At 58.1% G+C, this 19431-nt stretch carries 20 protein-coding genes; 12 read left to right on the forward strand and 8 right to left on the reverse strand.

The window, feature by feature from the left end; translation table 11 throughout:
* Nucleotides 1-82 precede the first annotated feature (82 nt).
* On the reverse strand, nucleotides 83-529 hold the full coding sequence (locus AC5V87_RS09095) for a hypothetical protein (protein WP_495370716.1): 447 nt from the start codon (nucleotides 527-529) through the stop codon (nucleotides 83-85).
* Nucleotides 530-559: 30 nt separating this feature from the next.
* On the reverse strand, nucleotides 560-940 hold the full coding sequence (locus AC5V87_RS09100) for an antibiotic biosynthesis monooxygenase family protein (protein ID WP_495370717.1): 381 nt from the start codon (nucleotides 938-940) through the stop codon (nucleotides 560-562).
* 85 nt (nucleotides 941-1025) lie between these two features.
* On the opposite strand from AC5V87_RS09100, the gene AC5V87_RS09105 reads away from it, so the two are divergent.
* Nucleotides 1026-1499 carry a MarR family winged helix-turn-helix transcriptional regulator gene (locus AC5V87_RS09105; protein WP_456840440.1) on the forward strand — a complete coding sequence of 158 codons (474 nt, stop codon included), beginning with the start codon at nucleotides 1026-1028 and terminating at the stop codon, nucleotides 1497-1499.
* A gap of 1519 nt (nucleotides 1500-3018) precedes the next feature.
* Complete coding sequence (locus AC5V87_RS09110) at nucleotides 3019-3411, forward strand: hypothetical protein (RefSeq protein WP_495370718.1); 393 nt, start codon at nucleotides 3019-3021, stop codon at nucleotides 3409-3411.
* 89 nt (nucleotides 3412-3500) lie between these two features.
* Here the strand turns inward: AC5V87_RS09110 and AC5V87_RS09115 are convergent, their stop codons facing one another.
* The 4 genes from AC5V87_RS09115 to AC5V87_RS09130 all read right to left on the reverse strand — a co-directional run bounded on the left by AC5V87_RS09115 (nucleotide 3501) and on the right by AC5V87_RS09130 (nucleotide 6715).
* Nucleotides 3501-4097 (reverse strand): anthranilate synthase component II, encoded by a 597-nt coding sequence (locus AC5V87_RS09115; protein WP_495370719.1) that lies wholly within the window; start codon nucleotides 4095-4097, stop codon nucleotides 3501-3503.
* On the reverse strand, nucleotides 4094-5488 hold the full coding sequence (gene pabB / locus AC5V87_RS09120) for an aminodeoxychorismate synthase component I (RefSeq protein ID WP_495371867.1): 1395 nt from the start codon (nucleotides 5486-5488) through the stop codon (nucleotides 4094-4096). The genes AC5V87_RS09115 and pabB overlap by 4 nt, the downstream gene beginning before the upstream one ends.
* A gap of 138 nt (nucleotides 5489-5626) precedes the next feature.
* A complete protein-coding gene (locus tag AC5V87_RS09125) occupies nucleotides 5627-5944 on the reverse strand; it encodes a Dabb family protein (protein ID WP_495370720.1) in 318 nt (105 codons plus the stop codon).
* A 135-nt stretch (nucleotides 5945-6079) separates the two neighbouring features.
* Entirely contained in the window at nucleotides 6080-6715 is a 636-nt protein-coding gene (locus tag AC5V87_RS09130; protein WP_495370721.1) for a GntR family transcriptional regulator, read from the reverse strand.
* Between the two features lie 114 nt (nucleotides 6716-6829).
* On the opposite strand from AC5V87_RS09130, the gene bioB reads away from it, so the two are divergent.
* The 7 genes from bioB to panC all read left to right on the forward strand — a co-directional run bounded on the left by bioB (nucleotide 6830) and on the right by panC (nucleotide 14364).
* On the forward strand, nucleotides 6830-7825 hold the full coding sequence (gene bioB / locus AC5V87_RS09135) for a biotin synthase BioB (protein ID WP_495370722.1): 996 nt from the start codon (nucleotides 6830-6832) through the stop codon (nucleotides 7823-7825).
* Nucleotides 7826-7873: 48 nt separating this feature from the next.
* Nucleotides 7874-8227, forward strand: a complete 354-nt coding sequence (gene panD / locus AC5V87_RS09140) for an aspartate 1-decarboxylase (RefSeq protein WP_456840435.1) — start codon at nucleotides 7874-7876, stop codon at nucleotides 8225-8227.
* A gap of 74 nt (nucleotides 8228-8301) precedes the next feature.
* Nucleotides 8302-9453, forward strand: coding sequence for an 8-amino-7-oxononanoate synthase (locus AC5V87_RS09145; protein ID WP_495370723.1), 1152 nt, complete (start codon nucleotides 8302-8304; stop codon nucleotides 9451-9453).
* Complete coding sequence (bioD, locus tag AC5V87_RS09150) at nucleotides 9453-10088, forward strand: dethiobiotin synthase (RefSeq protein WP_495370724.1); 636 nt, start codon at nucleotides 9453-9455, stop codon at nucleotides 10086-10088. Before AC5V87_RS09145 ends, bioD begins: the two co-directional genes overlap by 1 nt.
* Nucleotides 10085-11350, forward strand: coding sequence for an adenosylmethionine--8-amino-7-oxononanoate transaminase (locus AC5V87_RS09155; RefSeq protein ID WP_495370725.1), 1266 nt, complete (start codon nucleotides 10085-10087; stop codon nucleotides 11348-11350). Before bioD ends, AC5V87_RS09155 begins: the two co-directional genes overlap by 4 nt.
* A gap of 1288 nt (nucleotides 11351-12638) precedes the next feature.
* The gene (gene panB, locus AC5V87_RS09160; RefSeq protein WP_495370726.1) at nucleotides 12639-13511 is read left to right on the forward strand and encodes a 3-methyl-2-oxobutanoate hydroxymethyltransferase; all 873 of its coding nucleotides are present in this window, start codon (nucleotides 12639-12641) and stop codon (nucleotides 13509-13511) included.
* Nucleotides 13512-13524: 13 nt separating this feature from the next.
* Nucleotides 13525-14364: a pantoate--beta-alanine ligase gene (gene panC, locus AC5V87_RS09165; RefSeq protein ID WP_495370727.1), complete on the forward strand. Its 840-nt coding sequence runs from the start codon at nucleotides 13525-13527 to the stop codon at nucleotides 14362-14364.
* A 247-nt stretch (nucleotides 14365-14611) separates the two neighbouring features.
* Here the strand turns inward: panC and AC5V87_RS09170 are convergent, their stop codons facing one another.
* Nucleotides 14612-14815 (reverse strand): hypothetical protein, encoded by a 204-nt coding sequence (locus AC5V87_RS09170; RefSeq protein WP_495370728.1) that lies wholly within the window; start codon nucleotides 14813-14815, stop codon nucleotides 14612-14614.
* A gap of 1153 nt (nucleotides 14816-15968) precedes the next feature.
* Here AC5V87_RS09170 and AC5V87_RS09175 point away from each other — a divergent pair.
* Entirely contained in the window at nucleotides 15969-16175 is a 207-nt protein-coding gene (locus AC5V87_RS09175; RefSeq protein ID WP_126262192.1) for a hypothetical protein, read from the forward strand.
* Nucleotides 16176-17129: 954 nt separating this feature from the next.
* On the opposite strand, the gene AC5V87_RS09180 is transcribed toward AC5V87_RS09175, so the two are convergent.
* A complete protein-coding gene (locus AC5V87_RS09180) occupies nucleotides 17130-17333 on the reverse strand; it encodes a hypothetical protein (protein ID WP_495370729.1) in 204 nt (67 codons plus the stop codon).
* A 369-nt stretch (nucleotides 17334-17702) separates the two neighbouring features.
* On the opposite strand from AC5V87_RS09180, the gene AC5V87_RS09185 reads away from it, so the two are divergent.
* Together AC5V87_RS09185 and AC5V87_RS09190 are read left to right on the forward strand one after the other, a co-directional pair.
* Nucleotides 17703-17960 (forward strand): hypothetical protein, encoded by a 258-nt coding sequence (locus AC5V87_RS09185; protein ID WP_495370730.1) that lies wholly within the window; start codon nucleotides 17703-17705, stop codon nucleotides 17958-17960.
* A 300-nt stretch (nucleotides 17961-18260) separates the two neighbouring features.
* On the forward strand, nucleotides 18261-19430 hold the full coding sequence (locus AC5V87_RS09190; RefSeq protein WP_495370731.1) for a lipase family protein: 1170 nt from the start codon (nucleotides 18261-18263) through the stop codon (nucleotides 19428-19430).
* Nucleotide 19431 lies beyond the last annotated feature (1 nt).

The raw sequence follows: 19431 nt of genomic DNA on the forward strand, positions 1-19431 counted from the left end.
TAACATTTTAGGGCGCGTACTCATAAAGCCACGACAATACCGGGCCTCAGGTCAGTTGTCCGCGCAGTTCTGGTTGAGGTGATCAAGCGGGTTTGTGGCGCAACCATCCCTTCATTTTGAGACCGTCCTGCATGTTGAGAGCAAGAAGTGTAATGTTTGTTGCGCCCGCGACGAGCTCGATCGCCTGCACAGCATAGAACGCGGCATCGAATTCTGCCGCCTGAGCCTTGGACGCAAGGAAGAACGCAGACGGAATAAGAATCAGGATGCCGTTTCCTGCAATGAATGGCATGCGCTTGAATTTGGCCCCGATCAGTCCGGCCCGGCGCGCCTTTGCCAAGATGACACCTGTACCACCGGTCGCAGCGAGCGCCGGAATCAGCAACAAGAAACCCCACGGTATGGTGCTCTTAACCGCTGCAACTGTGGCATGGGACGCGAACAGCTCGCTGAGTACCGTCGACAGCCAAAATGTGCCGATCGTTCCGATAGCCAAACCGCCAGCGACAGGATGGATCAACTTGATCATGAGTATCTTTCCCTTCCTAAAAGAGCAGGGCTAGGCAACGCAGATGCCGGGCACGGCAACTTTCTGGAACAGATGAGGGGAGGCTATCGCGGAGGCCGGATAGCTGGCGATTTTTGCTAAAAAGTCAGGATGGGTGAAGGCCGCGCGGAAGTGTGCGGTGGATTCCCAGACGGCGTAGTTCAGATAGGTCGAGCTGTCGCCGAGAGCTCTGTGCAGCTGAGTGGAAATGAAGCCCGGCTGTCGCTTCATGAACGCTGCGTCGTCCTGCCACGTCTTGAGAAAAGCCGCCTCATCGGCTTTGTCGAGTGTGAATGGGTTCACCAGGACGACCGAATTTGCCTCAATAGCGATCTGGCGGTCGATCGGGAAAGAAGGGTCGAGTGGGCGTCGCAGCGCCATGAGTGCCTCCATTGCTATTTGATGTGTGGTGTCTAATTGGTATTATGATCACATAACGCTTTGACATCATGATGTCAATAGAAAACGATGGTGACAAATGAAAAGAGCCAAGCGAACCCCGGAGGGTGACGCCCTGACCGACCTTGTTCTCGATCTATTCAGGCTCGACAGCCTATTGCTGACGGCCGGCGACCGTCTGGTCGCCCCACTTGGCCTAACAAGCGCACGCTGGCAGGTGCTTGGCGCCATTGTGTCCGCCGAACGTCCCCAACCGGTCGCTTGGCTCGCACGTGACCTCGGCGGCAATCGTCAAAACGTGCAGCGGATTATCAATGATCTGCACAGAGAGGGCCTCGTATCTTTTGAGGTCAACCCGCATCACCGACGGGCGCAGCTCGTCGTGCTCACTAAGAATGGACAGCGTGCCTTCGAAGCCGCAATGGAGTTGCAGGCTCCCTGGATCAACGATCTTTCAGAAGGGCTGTCGGTCAAGGATATCCGGATTGTCCATCGCGTGATCACGGCCTTGCGAGATAAGCTTGAGGGCAGCCGTGAGGACAAGTCGGCCTGACATGGCAAAAGCATTGTGATTGGCCCGGCGCCCCCCCGGACTTAAGTGCCGCTACGCCAGTTCCGCAATGGCAGAATGACGTGGCTGTCCCCACGCTAGGGCGGAAGATGTGCCGCCTACAGCAGCGGTGCAGAGCGCAAGTCGTTTGCGGACAAAGGCAGGTGCCTGGGTTACGGCACGTCGACCGCGGGCATGGATGCCGTCGGGCGTGGCACGAAGCCATTTTGGTGCCGGTCACGTGCCGCGAACATGATCGCAAAAGCCGCGAGGAGGATTAGGAGAGCACGCATGCAACAAGGTTACTCGAAACGATATGTCGCAGTTATGAAACGGCTCACATCCCGTGCCTTGGCGGAGGGGCGGCTCTTACGAGCCATCCCACGCGCATAGCCTGTTGGCCAGCGAACACCTTACAAATCTTGATACTCGTTCGTTCTCGCCGGCAACCGTCGAACAGCGCGACGATTGCGCTCAAAAAATGCATTTTCCCTTGCAGACTGCAGGAATAGTGCAACGAATTTGAATAGTAATCCGGCGATTGGCTATTCACCACGAAGGCAGCCGCCCCCTCGTGCTGCTTCCGGGCGCCATGGAGGACGGTTCATGCGCAATCATGACATTGTGTCCGGCAGCCTGTTGGCGCTGACCGCGGCTGGGCTTGCGCTGCTTTGCTCGAGCCTGCTCGCATTTGCTTTCATTTAGATCCGCGGTCGACCCTTTGGTCGCGCTAGGATCCCCGCGAGACCTCATCCAAGACGGTACGCAGCCCGACAGGGGCGCTGGTATGTTTTCCACGTATGGAGGCCCGGCGGTTGCAGATGACCTGCGCAGGCATCCGCGGGGAGCCGCTTTCCTCGAATCGCTTCATTTTCGCATGTAGTGCCCGTCTTTCTGAACGGCCGACCTGATCTCCGGGCTGGCCTTCGTGCAGTTGCCCACTAACAACGCAATTCCCCTCCATCGAACGATATAGTTAGTCTTATGATTGCGCTCGCATCACGCGTTTGTTGCGTGGGTTGCGCAGCATTTTTGCGCCAAGTTAACTTCGACGCTACGACTACCGATCCTCGAACAATCAGACACAGGACCGCTGGAAGCCTCACTTAGCAAATCCCCGACGCGCATTGCCTTTCGGTGAGGCGGCCCTCTCAAGAGCACAGGTATGAATGTGGTTCACGGGTAATCCCCTCTACCGCCCCTCATTATTTACCTCACCACCTGCAGCGCAATGCGCAGCTCGTAAAAGTCTTGATGCGATCAAGACCCGGCTTTGGGGACAACATTGCTGAAAACGATGCAGCGGGGGTGCGGCTTGCGGCAGCTCTTGACCACCTTCTGCTATCGCGGCAACGAGAACAACCAAAGCAGATCGAGATCATGAGAGCGGGGTGTGGCTGTGACGGATCAATCCCAAGCATCGGAGTTGCCGCCGGTCCTGCAAAGACCCTCGAAAGGCTTTCGGTGGATCTTTGCTCTTCTAGCCGTATTGCTCGTTCTTTGCGCCGGAGGAGCCTATTTTTTGGCGAATATCGAAACGTTTGCCGAGGCGCCGTCGGCGCATGAAGTCGTGCCTCCTACGTTTGGCTTGTCACCTGAGGATAGGGACGTCCTTTTAGGGATCCAATCAGGGCAGCAGAAGACAGCCGGTGAAATTGCCGAGCTCAATCGCAACGTCGACGCGCAGCAAGCCGAGCTAAAGCGGATCTCGGATCAGATCACAGCCCTGACCCAAAGAATCGAGGAGCTGCATAATCCGGCGCCTGTTGCCCCTCCTGCTCCTGCTGCTTCTTCCCCACCCGTGCGCACCACATCCAAGCCGGCCAATAGAGACGTCCGGCCCTCGAAGCCGCAAGGTCCGGTTTCCGTCGGAGGCGCGCCGCTGACTGCGGAGCCGAGCACCGAACAGCGCTGATTGCCACAAAATGCCTGCCATATGACGCTGCGCCTTCCAACCAAGTCGGAAACCAACCGTCCACCATCTTGATGCGCAGGCCGAGCCTCTCATTGCTCGTCGCGGTTTCGGAAATCCTCCGCGAGTCGTAAGAAGTTCATAAGCAGGACGTGCCCCTGTGAGGTAAGTATCGACTCAGGATGGAACTGAACCCCATAGGTGGGATAATAGCCGTGCGTGAGGGCCATGATCTCGCCTTCCTCCGAACGCGCTGTCACTATGAGGTTCTGCGCACATGAGTGATCAAGCTCGACGATAAGAGAATGGTAGCGTCCGACGTCAAGCGGCGTTGGCAGCCCCTTGAATAACCCTCGGCCGTCATGCGCAACGTATGACCGCTGACCGTGCATGGGCCGATGCGCACGCGCCACCCGTCCTCCGAAAGCGCTCGCAATACACTGATGTCCAAGGCAGATGCCGAGAATTGGTAGGCGTCCTGAAAGTTCGCGAACCACTGCTGTCGATATTCCTGCCTCAGTTGGGGTGCAGGGGCCGGGCGATATGACCACCGCGCGGGGGTTGAGACCAACGAGCTCGCCGATGCTGATAGCGTCGTTTCGGATCACTTCCGTTGCTTCACTGAGCTTGTGGAAATAGCGGGCAATGTTGAACACGAAGGAATCGTAATTATCGATGATGACAATCAAAATGCACCAGCTGGTTCAGAACCAAATGCATCAAAGAGTCGCTCTGCCTTGGCGAGCGCTTCCTCGTATTCGGCCTCGGGCTCCGACAGGGCCGTTATACCGCCGCCCGTATGAAACACCGCCAGGTCACCGTCGATGGTGACAGTGCGTATCGCAATACTTGTGTCCATGTGCCCGTTGAAGCCGATGAAGCCGATCGCCCCACAATAGACCTCTCGCGCTATGCGCTCGATTTCTGTAATAATTTCCATTGACCGCACCTTTGGCGCTCCCGTAATGGAGCCCCCGGGAAAGCAAGCACGGAGCAGGCTAACGGCGTCTTCCCCTCCGGCAACTTCCCCCGTAACGATCGACACGAGATGGTGCACCGAGGCATAGGACTCGAGATTGCACAGAGCCGGAACCTCGACCGAATGCGCAGTGCAAACGCGTGACAGATCGTTTCGCAAAAGGTCGACAATCATCGTGTTCTCGGCATGATCCTTTGCGGAAGCGAGGAGAACAGCCGCACGGCGGTGGTCTTCATTGAAATCAGGCGAACGCGCGATCGTGCCCTTGATGGGTCGTGTCTCGACTTGTTGCTCGTTAAGCTTCAGGAATCGTTCCGGCGAACTTGATGCGATGGTCAGCTTTCCCCATCGCAACAGGGCCGCAAAAGGCGCCGGATTCAGTGATCGTAGCTGGCAATAGAAGGCGAGCGGATCAAACGAGGTCGGCAGGCGGGTGCTGAAACGCTGCGCAATATTGGTCTGGAACACGTCACCCGCCAGGATCAAGTCGATCACGCGTTGTACCGCCGCAATGTAGCCCTCGCGGCTGAAGTTCGAGCTCCAAGCGCCCGCTTTGCTGGCACAACCATTCTGTGGCGCCATTGGACGGTCAAGGAATGCTGCAAACTCATCAGCTCGACGACGCGCTCGCTCGCTCCGTCGCACGCGATCGTGCTCCGGCCATCCGGTCGAGACGATCCAGCATTTGTTATCCCGATGGTCGAAGCTGATGACCACGTCATAGAAATGCAGGATGGATTGGGGCAAACCCAGACCGGCAATTGTCGGCGCAAACAATCGCTCCAATGTCCTGTTCATGTCGTAGCCAAGGTAACCTGCCGCTCCTCCCTGGAATGGCGGGAGATCGGGGCGATGCTCTTGCGGGTAGTTCGCGAGTAGCGTGCGAAGGACCTTCCATGGATCGGCCTTGAGAGTCAGTCCGTTCCAACTGGCTTGGCCGTTCGCGACCCTATAGGTGCTGAACGGGTCGCACGTTACATATGAGTAGCGCCCGAGCAGCTCGTGCCTTGCTGCGCTATCGAGAAACGTGAGATGCGATCGATGCCCAAGACGTCGCATCGCTGTGACAGGGTCAATCCACTGCAACTCGCGGACGTACATCGACTTATCGGTCACCGGCTGCTGACGTTCCATCTGTTGCCCCACCCGATGATAGCGACGCCTGTCTGCGATGGCACGAAACTTGAGGCCGTTGCCAAATTAAGCCGGCGGCTGACCTATGCTGCCACAGCACCTCGATCATCCTGCCGTCGAGGCGAAAGGGGTATCTTTTGATACATCGTAGTCGGCCGCGAACCGCAGCTCGCGGAGCGGTCGGACCCGTTTGATCGATTCCTGGTAGAGATCGTGTGCTTTGTACGCTGCGAGCTCCGTCTCGCTGTCGAACTCACCATAGACCACGATGTCAATATCGTTGCCGAGCTGATCGGTCTTGCGGTTGCGGGCAACCTCAAGCCGGCGCGCATGTGGTATCGTGGTGAGAAGCGAAAGACCTTCGATGATCTGGTCGATATGCGCCTTGTCCTTGGCGCTGAAGAAGACGATGTGACGAATCATGGCCGTCCGTGGAGATGTCGCTAGCGGGGGGCATAACTATCTGGGAATAGAGCCCGTTGCAATGAGGCTAGTGACTTGCTGCATGCTCGTCACTTGCGATCGTCGGCGATCCGCAATGAAGCTTGCCAGATTTGCTCAGGACGCCGGAAGGATAAGGCGCTCAATGGTTTGAATGTGCCGCGTCAGCAGATTGCAGGCTTGATCGATGTTGCGCGTTCGCAAGGCTTGCAGAATCAGGCGGTGATCTTGATTGGAGCGCGGTCGCCAGCCGACCGATCGCGCCGTCGCGAACACCAATCGAGAATTGGCAAGCTGCAGTCCATCGAGGCTCGCGAGCAGAAGCGGCATTCCGCACGGCGCGACCAAGGCTCGGTGAAAGGCGCGGTTGGCCATCTCAAACTCCTCGATCGTCTTTGCATTGTCTCCCTCGATCATGGTGAGCTCGATCCGAGCCAAATGAGCTGTTGTGAGCTTTGGCCCCGAATGGCGCAATGCCACCACTTCGAGCGCAGCGCGCATTTCGGCGATCTCCTTCACTGAACGGGTGTCGAGCGGGGCAACCCGAACGCCGCGGCGCGGCACAGCGACAACAAGATGTTGTGCCTGCAGCTGCCGAAACGCCTCGCGCACTGGGACGTGGCTGGAATTGAATTCTCGTGCAATGTGATCCTGGCGGAGTGGTGCGCCTGGCTCTAGGGCACCGCTGATAATGCGTTCAGCGATTGAGTCCGCGATGCGCGCGACGGTCGTCATGTTGTCAGCCGTGATCATAGATTATCTACCGCAATAACCGGTGCATTTGCGAGGCAGCTCGATTAGCATCTCTTCGAGAGCGATGACTATAGATAATTCACGCGATTATCTACAATCGAGCGGGATTGGATTATGGATGCTGCTGCGCAAGTCCAACGGAAGGAAGCAAGCAAAGGGGCGCAGCTTCGTCATCTTTGGAACGTCGAACGGGCTAAGGCGCTCTACGACCTGCCTTTTGCCGACCTGATGTTTCAGGCGCAGCGCGCTCATCGTAAGAACTTCGATCCAAACCACGTCGAAACTGCGAGCCTGCTCAGCATCAAGACCGGCGGCTGTCCGGAAGACTGCGGCTACTGCTCGCAAAGCGCGCATCACGAGACCGGCCTGAAAGCCACCCGTCTGATGCATTGCGCCGATGTGGTTGCGACCGCGCGGCGCGCCAAGAATGCGGGCGCCACGCGCTTCTGCATGGCCGCGGCCTGGCGCACGCCAAAAGATCGCGATCTCGATTCCGTCTGCGACATGGTCAACGCGGTCAAGGGACTCGGCATGGAAACGTGCGTCACGCTCGGCATGCTGACAGCGAACCAGGCCGCGCGCCTGGCCGAGGCCGGCCTTGATTTCTACAATCACAACGTCGACACATCACCCGAGTTTTACAGCAAGATCATCACGACCCGTAGCCTGCAGGACCGCATCGATACGCTGGCGCACGTGCGCGATGCCGGCATCAAGATCTGCTGCGGCGGGATTATCGGTATGGGCGAGCACATCGAGGACCGCCTAGGTATGCTCGTGCTGCTCACGAATCTTCCCAGCCATCCCGAAAGCGTGCCGATCAACTTATGGAACAAGATCGAAGGGGTGCCGGTGGAAGACACCGCGGAGCCGCCCGATCCGATCGCGCTGGTCCGCCTGCTGGCGACCGCGCGGATCATGATGCCAAGGAGTGTGGTTCGCTTGTCCGCCGGGCGGCAATATATGAGCGATGAATTGCAGGCGCTTTGCTTCTTGGCCGGCGCAAATTCGATCTTCATCGGCGACGTGCTCTTGACCACCAAAAACCCGAAAGTTGATCGAGATGCGGATCTGCTGACCCGGCTCGGCGTCACGTCCGGGCTCGCCTGACGGAAGCAGTGCGCAGCATGTTGCCGCTACATCCAGCCTAGGTGAGAAATGCAGATAACTTTGATGAAGGGCAAAATCCATCGCGCCTCAGTGACCGAAGCTGATTTGCACTATGAAGGCTCGATCTCGATAGATCGTACGCTCCTGGAGGCGGCGGGAATGGTGATCAACGAGCGCGTCGAAATCTACAATGTCGAAACAGGGGCGCGCTTTGCCACCTACGTGATCGAGGCGCCGCCGAGGTCTGGCACGATAAGCCTGAACGGTGCGGCCGCCCGACTCGCGATGCCCGGAGACAAGATCATTATCGTTGCATATGCCTCATTCGACGAGGCCGAAGCAAAGATATTTAAGCCACGCATTGTGCGTGTGGACCGAGAGAATCGCATCCTGGCAAGTTGAGCCTCAAGGCCCATCCGTCCTTCAACGGCCAACGGATCTTTTGCGTGATTTGATGCGATCGGTGGGAGCGATGAATGCGGTCAATGCAAGCAGCTAGACTTAGTCCCTACGTCGCGGCGTTGAATGCCTTGAACGAAGATAAACGGCTGCGCTGTCTCAAGCCGCGCGTGGGGATCGATTTCGCATCAAACGACTATCTGGCGCTCGGGAGCGCCTCGCGCATCAAAAAGGCGATGGCCGCCGCGCTCGAGGCGGGCACTCCGGTTGGAGCCGGCGGGTCGCGGCTCCTGCGCGGCAATTGCGAGGAGCATGAACGTCTCGAAACGGAAGCGGCTCAGTTCTTTGGCGCGGAGGCAGCGCTTTTCTTTGGGGGCGGCTACATCGCAAATTTTGCGCTCCTGACAACGCTGCCGCAGCGCGGCGATCTGCTCGTTCTCGACGCGCTCGTGCACGCCAGTATTCACGAGGGGGCGCGAGCCGGCCGCGCAGAGTGCCAAATTCATGCGCACAATGATCCTCAGTCAGTCGAAGACGCAATTCGCGACTGGCGAACCAAAGGTGGAGCGGGCCGCGTCTGGATCGTGGCCGAAAGTCTCTACAGTATGGATGGCGACTTCGCTCCACTCGAAGAGCTGGTGGCAATCGCCGATCGCCATGATGCATTTCTGATCGTGGATGAGGCTCATGCCACAGGGGTTTACGGGCTTCAAGGACGAGGGCTCACAGCCCCTTATGACAGGCGCGACAATCTCATCGTCGTTCATACCTGCGGCAAAGCGCTCGGTGCGGCGGGGGCACTTGTTACGGTCTCCGGCGTCCTGCGCGATTTCATGGTCAATCGCTGCCGTCCGTTTATCTTTGCCACGGCCCCATCACCATTGATGGCCGTTGCCGTTCGAGAGGCACTCCTCATCCTGCAGGAGGAGCCGGAGCGGCAGCAACGGCTGGCTAAACTTGTTTCGTTCGCGCATCGGCAGATCACCTCCCTTGGTTTGCGCACGCCGTCGACCTCTCAGATCGTGCCGTACATAGTGGGTGACAATGCTCATGCAATGCGACTTGCCTCTGCTCTGCAGGCGCGCGGCTTCGACATCCGCGGAATTCGGCCGCCAACCGTTCCAGCAGGCACCGCCCGTTTGCGAATTTCGTTGACACTCAATGTTGGGGAAGCGGACGTGCGCGCAATGCTCGATGCGCTTGTTGAGGTGACGAGGGGCTCGTTTTGATGAATAAGCGGATCGTCGTGACTGGTACGGACACCGGGGTCGGCAAAACGGTATTTTCCGCAGGGCTCGCCGGCCTGCTTGGCGCGAATTACTGGAAGCCGGTCCAGGCTGGACTCGAACAAGAGACCGACTCCGAATGCGTCCGCCGCCTCGGCGGCCTCTCGTCCGATCGGATTGTCCCGGAGCTCTATCGACTTCGGACGCCTGCGTCGCCCCATTACGCCGCGGAGATCGATGGCGTTCGCATAGACACAGAAGCGCTTGGACTGCCGGACAGCGGCGAGCGGCAACTGGTGATCGAGGGCGCCGGCGGACTCATGGTGCCGCTGACAGCGCGCACTCTTTACATCGACATCTTCGAACGCTGGCAGCTTCCCGTCGTGCTTTGCGCCAGGACGGGACTGGGCACAATCAATCACTCCCTGCTCTCCATAGAGGCTCTGCGGAAGCGCCAGATTCGAATCCTTGGAATTGCGTTCATTGGCGAAAGAAACGCCGAAACTGAAAGCGCGATTTGCGAGATCGGGAGAGTGCGTTGGTTGGGACGACTCCCGTGGCTTGTTCCCCTCACGGACGAAAGGCTGCAGGCCGCTTTCAAAGACTCCTTTCTTGGCAGTGATTTCCTGAACCTATGAAGATAGGCAAGAGGTCGCCGATCTGGCACCCGTTCACGCAGCATGCTCTACAGCCGAACATGACGAAGGTGCTGCGGGGAGAGGGGGCTTATCTCTACACCGAAGATGGCCGACGCCTTATCGATGCAATCTCCTCCTGGTGGGTCGTGACCCACGGCCATTGCCATCCATGCATCGTGAACGCGATTCGAGAACAGGCAGGCAAGCTCAACCAGGTCATCTTCGCCGGATACACTCACGACCCGGCTGAGCAAGTTGCGACGGAACTATTGAGGCTCACCTCCCCGGCGCTCGAGCATGTGTTCTTCTCCGATAGCGGGTCAACCAGCGTCGAAGTCGCGCTGAAAATGGCGCTCGGCTACTGGCACAATACCGGAAGACAGCGAACCCAAATTGTGGTGATGCAGCACTCGTACCATGGCGACACGATCGGGGCGATGTCGGTAGGTAGCCGAGGCGTCTTCAATGCGGCCTACGGGGCGCTGATGTTCGAGGTGACCTCGATTCCGTTTCCGGCAAGAGGTCGTGAGCAAATAGCTCTCGATGCGCTCGAAAACGCGTGTCGAAACGAACATCCTGCAGCCTTTATCGTGGAGCCCCTTATATTGGGTGCCGGTGGAATGTTGATGTATTCTCCCTCGGTGCTACGAGAGATGAAGCGAATCTGCGAAGCCTTCGATGTCCTGTTCATTGCGGACGAGGTCATGACCGGCTGGGGCCGGACGGGTACCTTGTTTGCGTGTGAGCAGGCCGATGTCACGCCCGATATTGCCTGCTATTCGAAAGGCCTCACGGCTGGGGCGCTGCCGCTCGCCGTCACACTCTGTCGTGCCGATATTTTCGATGCGCATTATTCTGAAGATCGCACGCGTACGTTTTTCCATTCGAGCTCATATACAGCCAATCCAGTGGCCTGCGCCGCCGCCAAGGCCAATCTGGACCTATGGCAGCAACAGGAATATCGCACGCGGGTGGCATCCTTGGCCAGGATGCAAGAACGGGCACTCGCGCCATTTTGCGCCGATCCACGGTTCGCAAACGTCCGACGCACAGGAACAGTCACAGCGCTTGAACTCAACACGAGCGATGGCGGCTATCTGGCGGACATCGGGCCGAAGCTTTTGGCTTTCTTCCAAGCGCGGAATCTGCTGTTACGCCCACTCGGTAACACGATCTATGTGATGCCGCCTTACTGCGTTACGGCGGCCGACCTTGATGAAATCTATGCTGCCATCCGTGACGCTGCGGACTTGCTGATGTGAGGTGCCACAACAGTTGCAATCGTCTGCAGTGACAGGATCTTGCAAGACGAAAAGTGTCCGTATTGCTGCCGTTTGAGAGTGCAAGGAGGATGCTGCGCCCAGGGCTAGCAAGCTAATCGTGCTTTAAGCACTTGCTTTAATCGCTCCTGATCCAACTGGCGCAGCAATCCTGCGGGCTAGCTATGAAAGCGCAGCATTTAGCTGAAATGCGGGGCGAATTGTCTCAATCACGATAGAGAAATCCACTATCTTGAGGAAATTCTCGGCGAGGCATTCTGCGGCTGCTTCGCGAGGCAGCCGCGCATCAGAGTCAAGGCTCTTTGATGGCTGCAAGACCAGCGAGACGGATCGCCGGGCGGCCGCACCGTAGGTGCGTGCGTGGTGCTGCCGTGAGGGGCAGCGGGGCATCCCAAGTAAATGTCGACAGGAGGCGAGAAATGCACGTTGGCTTCCGTAATTCCCTCGACCATTCAGCCGCATGCTGCGCGATATGCGGCGGAAAGTTTGGGCTGATCCGCCATTACTGGTGGCGAACTGCCCTTTGCTCCAAAAAATGCGTCAACCGCTTCAAGGCGCGACGGGAAGCCGATCAGAAATGGCTGAGATGGTTGCGAGCGGCTTAGGACTGGGCCGAGCTGTGCCGGTACCGCCCTGGTCAGACTTGTTGCGAATTCGAGTGGCCCTATAGAGCGCGTGGAAATCAAGTGACAGAAGCATCGGCAAAAATAATCGACTTCAGGGCCTACAGGGCCGGCAGGCTGGCTCGCTCTGAGCGCCTTCGCGACGACGTCTACTCGACCGCGACTCTCGCTGCGCTCACAGCGGCCTGTCACCTTTGGACCTTCCTGGTCTGCCATCCGTTCGCTTTGCTTGGCGCGTCAGCGCCGAAGCAGGAGCCTCACGAGTACCCCTAGGGACAGGCACGGAGGTGTGTGCCCTAAAGGCGGAGTCCCCACTGCGCGCATCTCCAGCTCGGTCCGGCTCGAGCCGTCACCGTTTGGAGAGACTGCAATCAGCCCAGAAACGCGTGCAGATGGTGGCTCGTCGCGAGCGCCGCTCCTCGATCGAGGCTTCGGTCGGCATAGTCGCTGAAACTGTGGGGGAAGACGAGCCCTCGGGTGGTGAAATCGCGATGAGGAAGGTCTTGCCTCATGCTTGCGCGACCATTGGACTGTTTTTGCGTTATTCTCCACTTCTAGAGAACTGGGATCTCCATCCTCCATGCCATTGACAGGTTTCTCCCGCCTTCTCTAGGAAGCGCCGATAGTGTGTGGGGAGCGGATCCAAGATGAGCCACAGTTCAGAGCAGCCTCTAGAACGTGTCACGATTCCGGCACTGCAGCAGTGGAAGGATGAAGGACGTCGTGTCGTGATGACCACCGCCTACGATGCGGTTGCGGCGCGCATCGCGGATCCCATTGTCGATATCATCCTGGTCGGCGATAGCGTTGGAAACGTCTGCCTGGGATTCGACAACACGCTGCCCGTCAGCGTGGCCATGATGAATCATCACCTGGAGGCTGTTGCGCGCACGAGGCCTCATGCGCTGCTTGTGGCCGACATGCCCTTTCTGAGCTTTCATGTCGGTTCTGAGGATACGATTCGCAATGCAGGAGGTTTTCTGCAGCGTGGCGCCGATGCTGTGAAACTCGAGGGTGGTGCCAAACGCGTCGAGATGGTACGCGCCTTGGTCGATTGCGAAATTCCTGTGATGGGACATCTCGGTCTGACCCCGCAGAGCGTCAACGTCATGGGTGGATTCAAGGTGCAGGGAAGGACAACGGATACCGCCTTGCGGCTGCTCGATGACGCGCACCGTCTGCAGGAAGCCGGCTGTTTCGCTTTGGTCCTGGAGGGGATCCCTGCCGAGCTCGCGGCGCGAGCGACCGAATTTCTCACGATACCCACCATCGGGATCGGAGCAGGACCCGATTGCTCGGGCCAAGTGCTCGTGTTCCATGATGTTTTGGGGCTAACCGAAGGCCACCGCCCCAAATTCGTTCGTGCCTATACAAATGGATTCCAGCTGTTCCAGGAGGCGCTGTCGCGCTGGGCTGCCGATATCCGCAAAGGCGCATTCCCGGGCTCAGAGGAGTGCTATCGGCTTCCTGATCAGCTTCGCCATGCCATCGCCAACTGGGTGCCCTCCAATTCAACCTGAAGCAAGGTAAGAAATGCAAGTAATTACGAAGCTCGCTGAGCTGCGTCGGGCCCTTGCAGACGTCCGCGACGCCCACAAGCGCATCGGGTTCGTTCCGACGATGGGATACCTGCACGACGGCCACCTATCCCTGATCTCGGCTAGCCGTGGACACTGCGACGTCACTGTCGTTAGCATCTTCGTCAACCCCACTCAGTTCGGCCCAAATGAGGATCTCAGCAGGTATCCTCGCGACTTCGCGCGCGATGAAGCCTTGTGCCGTAATGCCGGCGTGTCCATCATCTTCGCGCCAGGTGCAGAGGAGATCTATCCGGCTCAGTTTGAGACCTTTGTCGAGCCGGGCGAACTCGCAAAACCGCTCTGCGGAGGCTTCAGGCCCGGACATTTTCGTGGTGTAGCGACTGTCGTCTGCAAGCTATTCAACATGGTGCAGCCGGACGTCGCTTACTTTGGACAGAAGGATTTTCAGCAATGCGCTGTGATACGCCGCATGACGGTTGATCTGAATCTTCCGATCGAGATTGTCACCGTGCCAACCGTGCGGGAGCAAGACGGGCTGGCAATGAGCAGTCGCAACCGTTATCTCAGCCCGGAAGAACGCGGTCGGAGCCTTGCGATCAGCCGTGGCTTGTTCGCCGCAGCGCAAGAGTTTGCCTCAGGGGAGCGCGACGTGGCAACGCTGATTGCGCTTGCAAGAAAATATTTGGATAGCGTCAATCGACTCCAGTATCTCGAGCTTGTCGACGCTGGGACCCTCAGGATTGCCGAGAGCCCGCTGCGCCATCCGGCGGTGCTCTGTGTCGCAGCGTACGTCGGCTCGACTCGGTTGATCGACAACGTAGTCCTTTCCTAGCCGCCGCCGTAGCCAGATCCGCAAGCGACTGCGCCCAGAAGCAGTCGAACCCGATCAGTTGGCCCTGAAATCCTCAACATCCTGAAAAGAGCTCTCGAACGCGATCCGAAATTGCTCCTTTGGCTCCTGAACGACTGCCCCACGCTCGAGCACCTGATGTCGGTTGATTGGCTCTGCCGCTGACAAGTGGAGCGAGACGGGCCGCTCACGCTGCCGAGAGCAGCCAAGCGCGGATTCGCTTTTCGTACTATGACTTCGGCGGCTCGCTCAGACGTTCCGGGCCATTCTGACCGCTTTGCGCGCTTTCTACGACGTGGCGCAAAGTAATTGCAGAAAGTCGCACAACCAGCTGTTTGAGGCGCGCAATTTCCTGCTTGCAGCGCTCCAGCTCGTACTGTTCGGCCGTCATCACAGATGTTGTGCGACGTTGGCTGCTGCCGAGATGATTCATGTAGCTCCCTTTCCGATTCGACAAACACAGCAGAAAGTCTGAACAGCCCAGTCGCTTCTCTTCGCTGAAGGAGGCGCCTCGCCGTCAGATCGGAGTTTTCACATGCAGCCGGCTGCGGGCTGGTTTGCTAGCTCACTCCCCTGCAAAGGGCTCGCGCCCAGCTCGCTGATGCGACCGCACTTTCGGCGACGCCATCTCGCTCATGGCTCATGCTCAGTTGCAGTAATGGCTCAAAATATGGCCGTGGAATATGCCGCCCTCCGGCTGCGTGTGATCGCTCTGGGCGGAACTGTAACAAAATCGCAATATCGAATAATGCAAGGAGCCGCACTCTCGCGCTCAAATCCTGCATTACGGCGACGCCCCGATGAATTTTCACACGACGTTCGCGTGCCCGCGCTGGGGTACTTCGGCTACACCAATGCGCCTGCAAGCAAGCGGGCATTCCCAAAGGAGGCCCGCTCAAAATCGTGTGCTGCCGCTACGTGCGATAATCAATAGCCACACGCGCATGACCATGAAATTGCTTCACGATCGCAAGACGACTTCCCCAAGCTGCATAAAGCCGAAGATCGCCAAGAGCGGCTAAGGGGCTAGTCACTGGTCAAAGATCGTAGGCGTCGAATCTTGGCGCGATTTCGTCGTCAAACACAGGGCGGGCGCTGGTTTTTGGCGTGAAGATATGCTTCATCGCAACAATTGATCGCGATGTCCCTCTACAGTGCAAGAGGCGAAGCTTCGGGCTTGGTTGGGCGCGGCAGGCGCGATAAGCGGCAAATCCTCTGGTCGCAATTAAACCTGATGAGGTCCGCAACCGAACTGGCACCGTCCGAACACATTGGCCTGCTGCAGCCGGCCAGCCAGTCCGGCGCCCAATAGAAGTCCAAAGCCCTGCGTAATCGCAGGGCGTCGCGTTGGGCTCTGAGCTCTGCCAAACTTGTCTGTTAAGCCGGAGAGAAGCGACGAGAAAAGCAAAAGTAGGCCGATTAAGCGAGCTGCCGCAATTGATCAGCGATCGCAGAGATGCTGGACATTGCGCCGCCGTGAAAATCGGCTGACCCGCAGTCCCGAAGCCTCATACGATCCGATGTACTTGCGTTGCGGTCCAGCAAATGTCCATTATCTTCCTCGATGGGATGAGGGAGATCTCCCAATGCTGGACGGTGCCACGACCGCGCTCCTGCGCACGATCCTGGAGGAGGTTTGCGAGAACGTCCCACCGTATGACGCCGGCGTCCGCGCCTACGTTGCCTCCAAAATCCTGGAGGCCGCCACCAGAGGTGAGACGCGCCCCGATCTGCTTAGACAGATCGGTCGGGAAGCTCTTTCCAAAGCGCCAACGATGTGGCGATACACCTAGGACCCGGCTTTGTCATTGAGGTGAATTTCCAAATCACAGTGCTGAAGATCCTGGCCCGTTCTCTAGGTTCGCGCCGTCGCCTCGCCTGCGGCGTAGCGATCCGACCAGCTCGCAGAGGTCTATTGTGGTCGCAAATCGATGGTGACCTACGTCACCCAAGACGCAGCGTCATCCGATCGAGCATTGTCATGGCGCATCCTTTCGCGCGCAGCGGACGCGAACGGATCCGCGTGTTGAAATTCATTGTTCATGTCGTGGGCGACGTTCACCAGCCTGCGGCGGTCGGTTGCCGATTGAGAAGCAGCACGCGGTGTCCGTCGGCTGCGCGTCCAACGGGACCTTTGTACGATGGACACGGGCGCAGTGTCTTGTCGTTGCGGTCGAGCGTTCCTGGCCGCAGGAGTTGATGCGCTCTTATTCACATCGCATGTGCAGGCTCGAACGATCACACAATCTGGCATCTCGAATGCTTTGCACAAAATCAGACCTTGTTTACCCGGGAAGCGGTGAGCATCCGCTTTATCAGTTCAGCTTGTTCAACGGTTGGATTGGCTGCCAAGCTGGTCCCGATCAACGCTGGCCCCTTACGTTCTCGATCATAAACCATCCAACCCTTCCCGCCCTTCCGAACGAAGAATCTGTTTTGCGAACAGGCGCGTCAATCTTAGTCCCCCAGGTCATTGCCACGATACGTCACGATAGGCCCATGCAAGCCGCCGAGCGCATTTGCATATGTGAATCGGTAGGCGGGTTGCTCGCTGCGAGCGGCCAAGCGTTGAAACAAGAGAGCAGCTCGGACAAAAGGCCGCGCATCCAAGCCTTGGCGCACGCATCCTTGGGCGCAACGATACCGGTGAGGCATTGTGCTCATAACATTCATCCGCAAATGCGGGCGAAGTCAGCCTTCGGCGCCGGAATGCCGTCAACTCACGCGAGCCGGTGCGCCGTTGCTGTTTACCCCTGTGGGAGCGCCGCAAGTGCCTTTTCGATCACTGTGATTTCTTGACTGACCTGAGCGATTGCTTCCTTCGGATCAGTTCCGGTAACGCGGTTCAACTTCTGCAGTAGCTCCCGCCGATGCGTCAGAAGGTTCTCCAGCGCGCTCCGGTTGTTTAGTTTCACATAGCCGTCCACAATCAATCCAATCGAAAGAGACATCGAAACTCTCAAACAAACCTGTTCTCAACGAAGCTGCATATAGCACATCGGCAGATGATGTTCAGCTCGCCGGGAGAGAATACTGGCGGGCGAGCTTGTTGGCGACAAGCTTCCGCCACCCGCGGCCTGCTGACTATTCCTTGCGCCTTACAAGCGTCCAGCTCTGTTTGAGGGACTAGCGGAGCAGAAAAACGGCGCATGGCGAGCCAAAAAAGCTGCGGATCGTCGAAATGGAAATGCTAGGAATGATATCACGAACTGCTATGCAGAACGGCTTTCGAGATGCGATGACAGGCGGCGCGCTAATCGAGGACATGCTCGCCTGAATATCTCTTTATAGACATTGCGACGACGTCAGGAGCGTCCAGGATGCTCGATGAATACTTCGCCCGCATTCGTGCTTACCGCAACAATATCCATCGCTATCGTCGCCTGCTGAAGTCGAACCTGTCGGATGTCGAACGCCAGTTCATCGAAAAACGTCTCACCGAAGAGCAGACCGCGCTCGAGTCTCTTTCGGCCGAAACCTTCCCGCTCGCGTTTGGCCTTCGGAAAGGCGCCGGACATGCCGGCGAGCTAGGCCCGGAGACGCGAACGACGCGCGCGTCCGGGACCCCGGCGGCCTGATCTGCCCGCTCGGGGCGCGGTGGCACCCCAGTTCTGCTCAGGGATGCTCCAATTGGGCCGACGAAATCGGATTAAAGATCAATATGTTAGTTTGAGTGTTTCTGGGGCGCGCACGTGACTGATATGGTCGCGCGGGCGAGCGGCCATTTGTCTCGTGCGACGAGCGGGCTCGTGAACGGATAGCCTGGCTGAGTAGGTTGAGCGTGCGCATTCCGTCCGCGTTCAAACAGAACGCCACCGATTGAAGACGTGCAGGGGTCGCGGTAGGCTCGTGCAGGTGGTGATCAGCGGAGTCCTATCATGCCGCAAGGATCTATTCTTCTTGTGCACGGCACTGGTGTTCGCCTTGGCAATTACGAGAAGAGCTTCGAGGTCGCCGTGAAAACGGCCAGCGAGTGCAGCTTGGGACGGAATTTGTTCCCCTGTGCTTGGGGAGACCCGCTCGGGGTTGAATTCGAAGGGCTTTCTCTTCCGGATGTTCCGACTGCGGAAGTCGAGCGCAAGGCGGAAGAGGATCTCGCTCAGTGGATCTGGATCCTAGATGATCCGCTTGTCGAACTCTCCTTGCTCGCAATTCCCGATGGAAGCGCTGCAAAGGCAGGCGTTCTGAATCCGGAAGGACCAACACCCGCCGAGCAAAATCTCGAACAGGTGAGGGCGTACGCTCCCAGCCTGGAGTTCCGGCAATTGCTCGCTCGCGGTGGCCTTGAGGATGTTTGGGAGCCCGCTCGAACCCGGATTTTATCCGATAAGGTCACTGAGCGCGCATTTGAGGCGTCCGAGCATGAACCTCAAGAAGCGTTCCGCGCGCTCGCCCGAGCTTTGGTGGCGCAGCTGCATGTGGAAGCTGTCTCTCGCTCGCGCCCCGCTCTGTCTGCCGTTCACCGCGAGAAGCTGGTGCAGCGGCTCTTGATCGACTGGAAGCAACAGGTGTTCGGGATAAGCGACCGATTTCTCAAATTTGTGGCGCGCGCCGGGACGAGATACGTCAGAGATCGTCGCAACGCGCTCAATGCCGTCGCGGCTCTCCCGCTCGGAGACGTCCTGCTTTATCAGACCAACGGAGCCAAGATCCGCTCGTTCATCAAGAGTAAGATTGAGTCCTGTCCTGCGCCAGTGACCATCGTCGCGCATAGCCTCGGCGGCATCGCCTGCGTGGATCTGCTGGCTTTGGGCGACATTCCGAAGGTCGATGGTCTCGTGACCCTCGGCTCCCAATCGTCGTTCATGCACGAGATAGGTTCGCTTTCCTCATTGAAAGCTGGAGAGAAGCTGCGCGAAAGCTTTCCGAGATGGCTGAATGTCTTCGACAGAAATGATTTTCTGAGTTTCTTCGCCTCAAGGATTTTTCCCAATGCGATCGATTTCGAGGTCGCCTCAGGGCAACCCTTCCCTGAATCTCACAGCGCCTACTTTGGCAACGAAGTCGTCTGGACCAGGATCAGAAGTTTCATCGCCGGGCAGGAATAAT

The sequence above is a fragment of the Bradyrhizobium sp. SOJA106 genome (assembly GCF_059448745.1).

What these genes read in the sequence shown, in the direction of transcription:
- AC5V87_RS09095 (WP_495370716.1), bottom strand. Translation starts at nt 529, where the DNA reads ATGATCAAGTTGATCCATCCTGTCGCTGGCGGTTTGGCTATCGGAACG.
- AC5V87_RS09100 (WP_495370717.1), bottom strand. Translation starts at nt 940, where the DNA reads ATGGAGGCACTCATGGCGCTGCGACGCCCACTCGACCCTTCTTTCCCG.
- AC5V87_RS09105 (WP_456840440.1), top strand. Translation starts at nt 1,026, where the DNA reads ATGAAAAGAGCCAAGCGAACCCCGGAGGGTGACGCCCTGACCGACCTT.
- pabB (WP_495371867.1), bottom strand. Translation starts at nt 5,488, where the DNA reads ATGTACGTCCGCGAGTTGCAGTGGATTGACCCTGTCACAGCGATGCGA.
- AC5V87_RS09125 (WP_495370720.1), bottom strand. Translation starts at nt 5,944, where the DNA reads ATGATTCGTCACATCGTCTTCTTCAGCGCCAAGGACAAGGCGCATATC.
- AC5V87_RS09130 (WP_495370721.1), bottom strand. Translation starts at nt 6,715, where the DNA reads ATGATCACGGCTGACAACATGACGACCGTCGCGCGCATCGCGGACTCA.
- bioB (WP_495370722.1), top strand. Translation starts at nt 6,830, where the DNA reads ATGGATGCTGCTGCGCAAGTCCAACGGAAGGAAGCAAGCAAAGGGGCG.
- panD (WP_456840435.1), top strand. Translation starts at nt 7,874, where the DNA reads ATGCAGATAACTTTGATGAAGGGCAAAATCCATCGCGCCTCAGTGACC.
- AC5V87_RS09145 (WP_495370723.1), top strand. Translation starts at nt 8,302, where the DNA reads ATGCGGTCAATGCAAGCAGCTAGACTTAGTCCCTACGTCGCGGCGTTG.
- bioD (WP_495370724.1), top strand. Translation starts at nt 9,453, where the DNA reads ATGAATAAGCGGATCGTCGTGACTGGTACGGACACCGGGGTCGGCAAA.
- AC5V87_RS09155 (WP_495370725.1), top strand. Translation starts at nt 10,085, where the DNA reads ATGAAGATAGGCAAGAGGTCGCCGATCTGGCACCCGTTCACGCAGCAT.
- panB (WP_495370726.1), top strand. Translation starts at nt 12,639, where the DNA reads ATGAGCCACAGTTCAGAGCAGCCTCTAGAACGTGTCACGATTCCGGCA.
- panC (WP_495370727.1), top strand. Translation starts at nt 13,525, where the DNA reads ATGCAAGTAATTACGAAGCTCGCTGAGCTGCGTCGGGCCCTTGCAGAC.
- AC5V87_RS09170 (WP_495370728.1), bottom strand. Translation starts at nt 14,815, where the DNA reads ATGAATCATCTCGGCAGCAGCCAACGTCGCACAACATCTGTGATGACG.
- AC5V87_RS09175 (WP_126262192.1), top strand. Translation starts at nt 15,969, where the DNA reads ATGCTGGACGGTGCCACGACCGCGCTCCTGCGCACGATCCTGGAGGAG.
- AC5V87_RS09180 (WP_495370729.1), bottom strand. Translation starts at nt 17,333, where the DNA reads ATGTCTCTTTCGATTGGATTGATTGTGGACGGCTATGTGAAACTAAAC.
- AC5V87_RS09185 (WP_495370730.1), top strand. Translation starts at nt 17,703, where the DNA reads ATGCTCGATGAATACTTCGCCCGCATTCGTGCTTACCGCAACAATATC.
- AC5V87_RS09190 (WP_495370731.1), top strand. Translation starts at nt 18,261, where the DNA reads ATGCCGCAAGGATCTATTCTTCTTGTGCACGGCACTGGTGTTCGCCTT.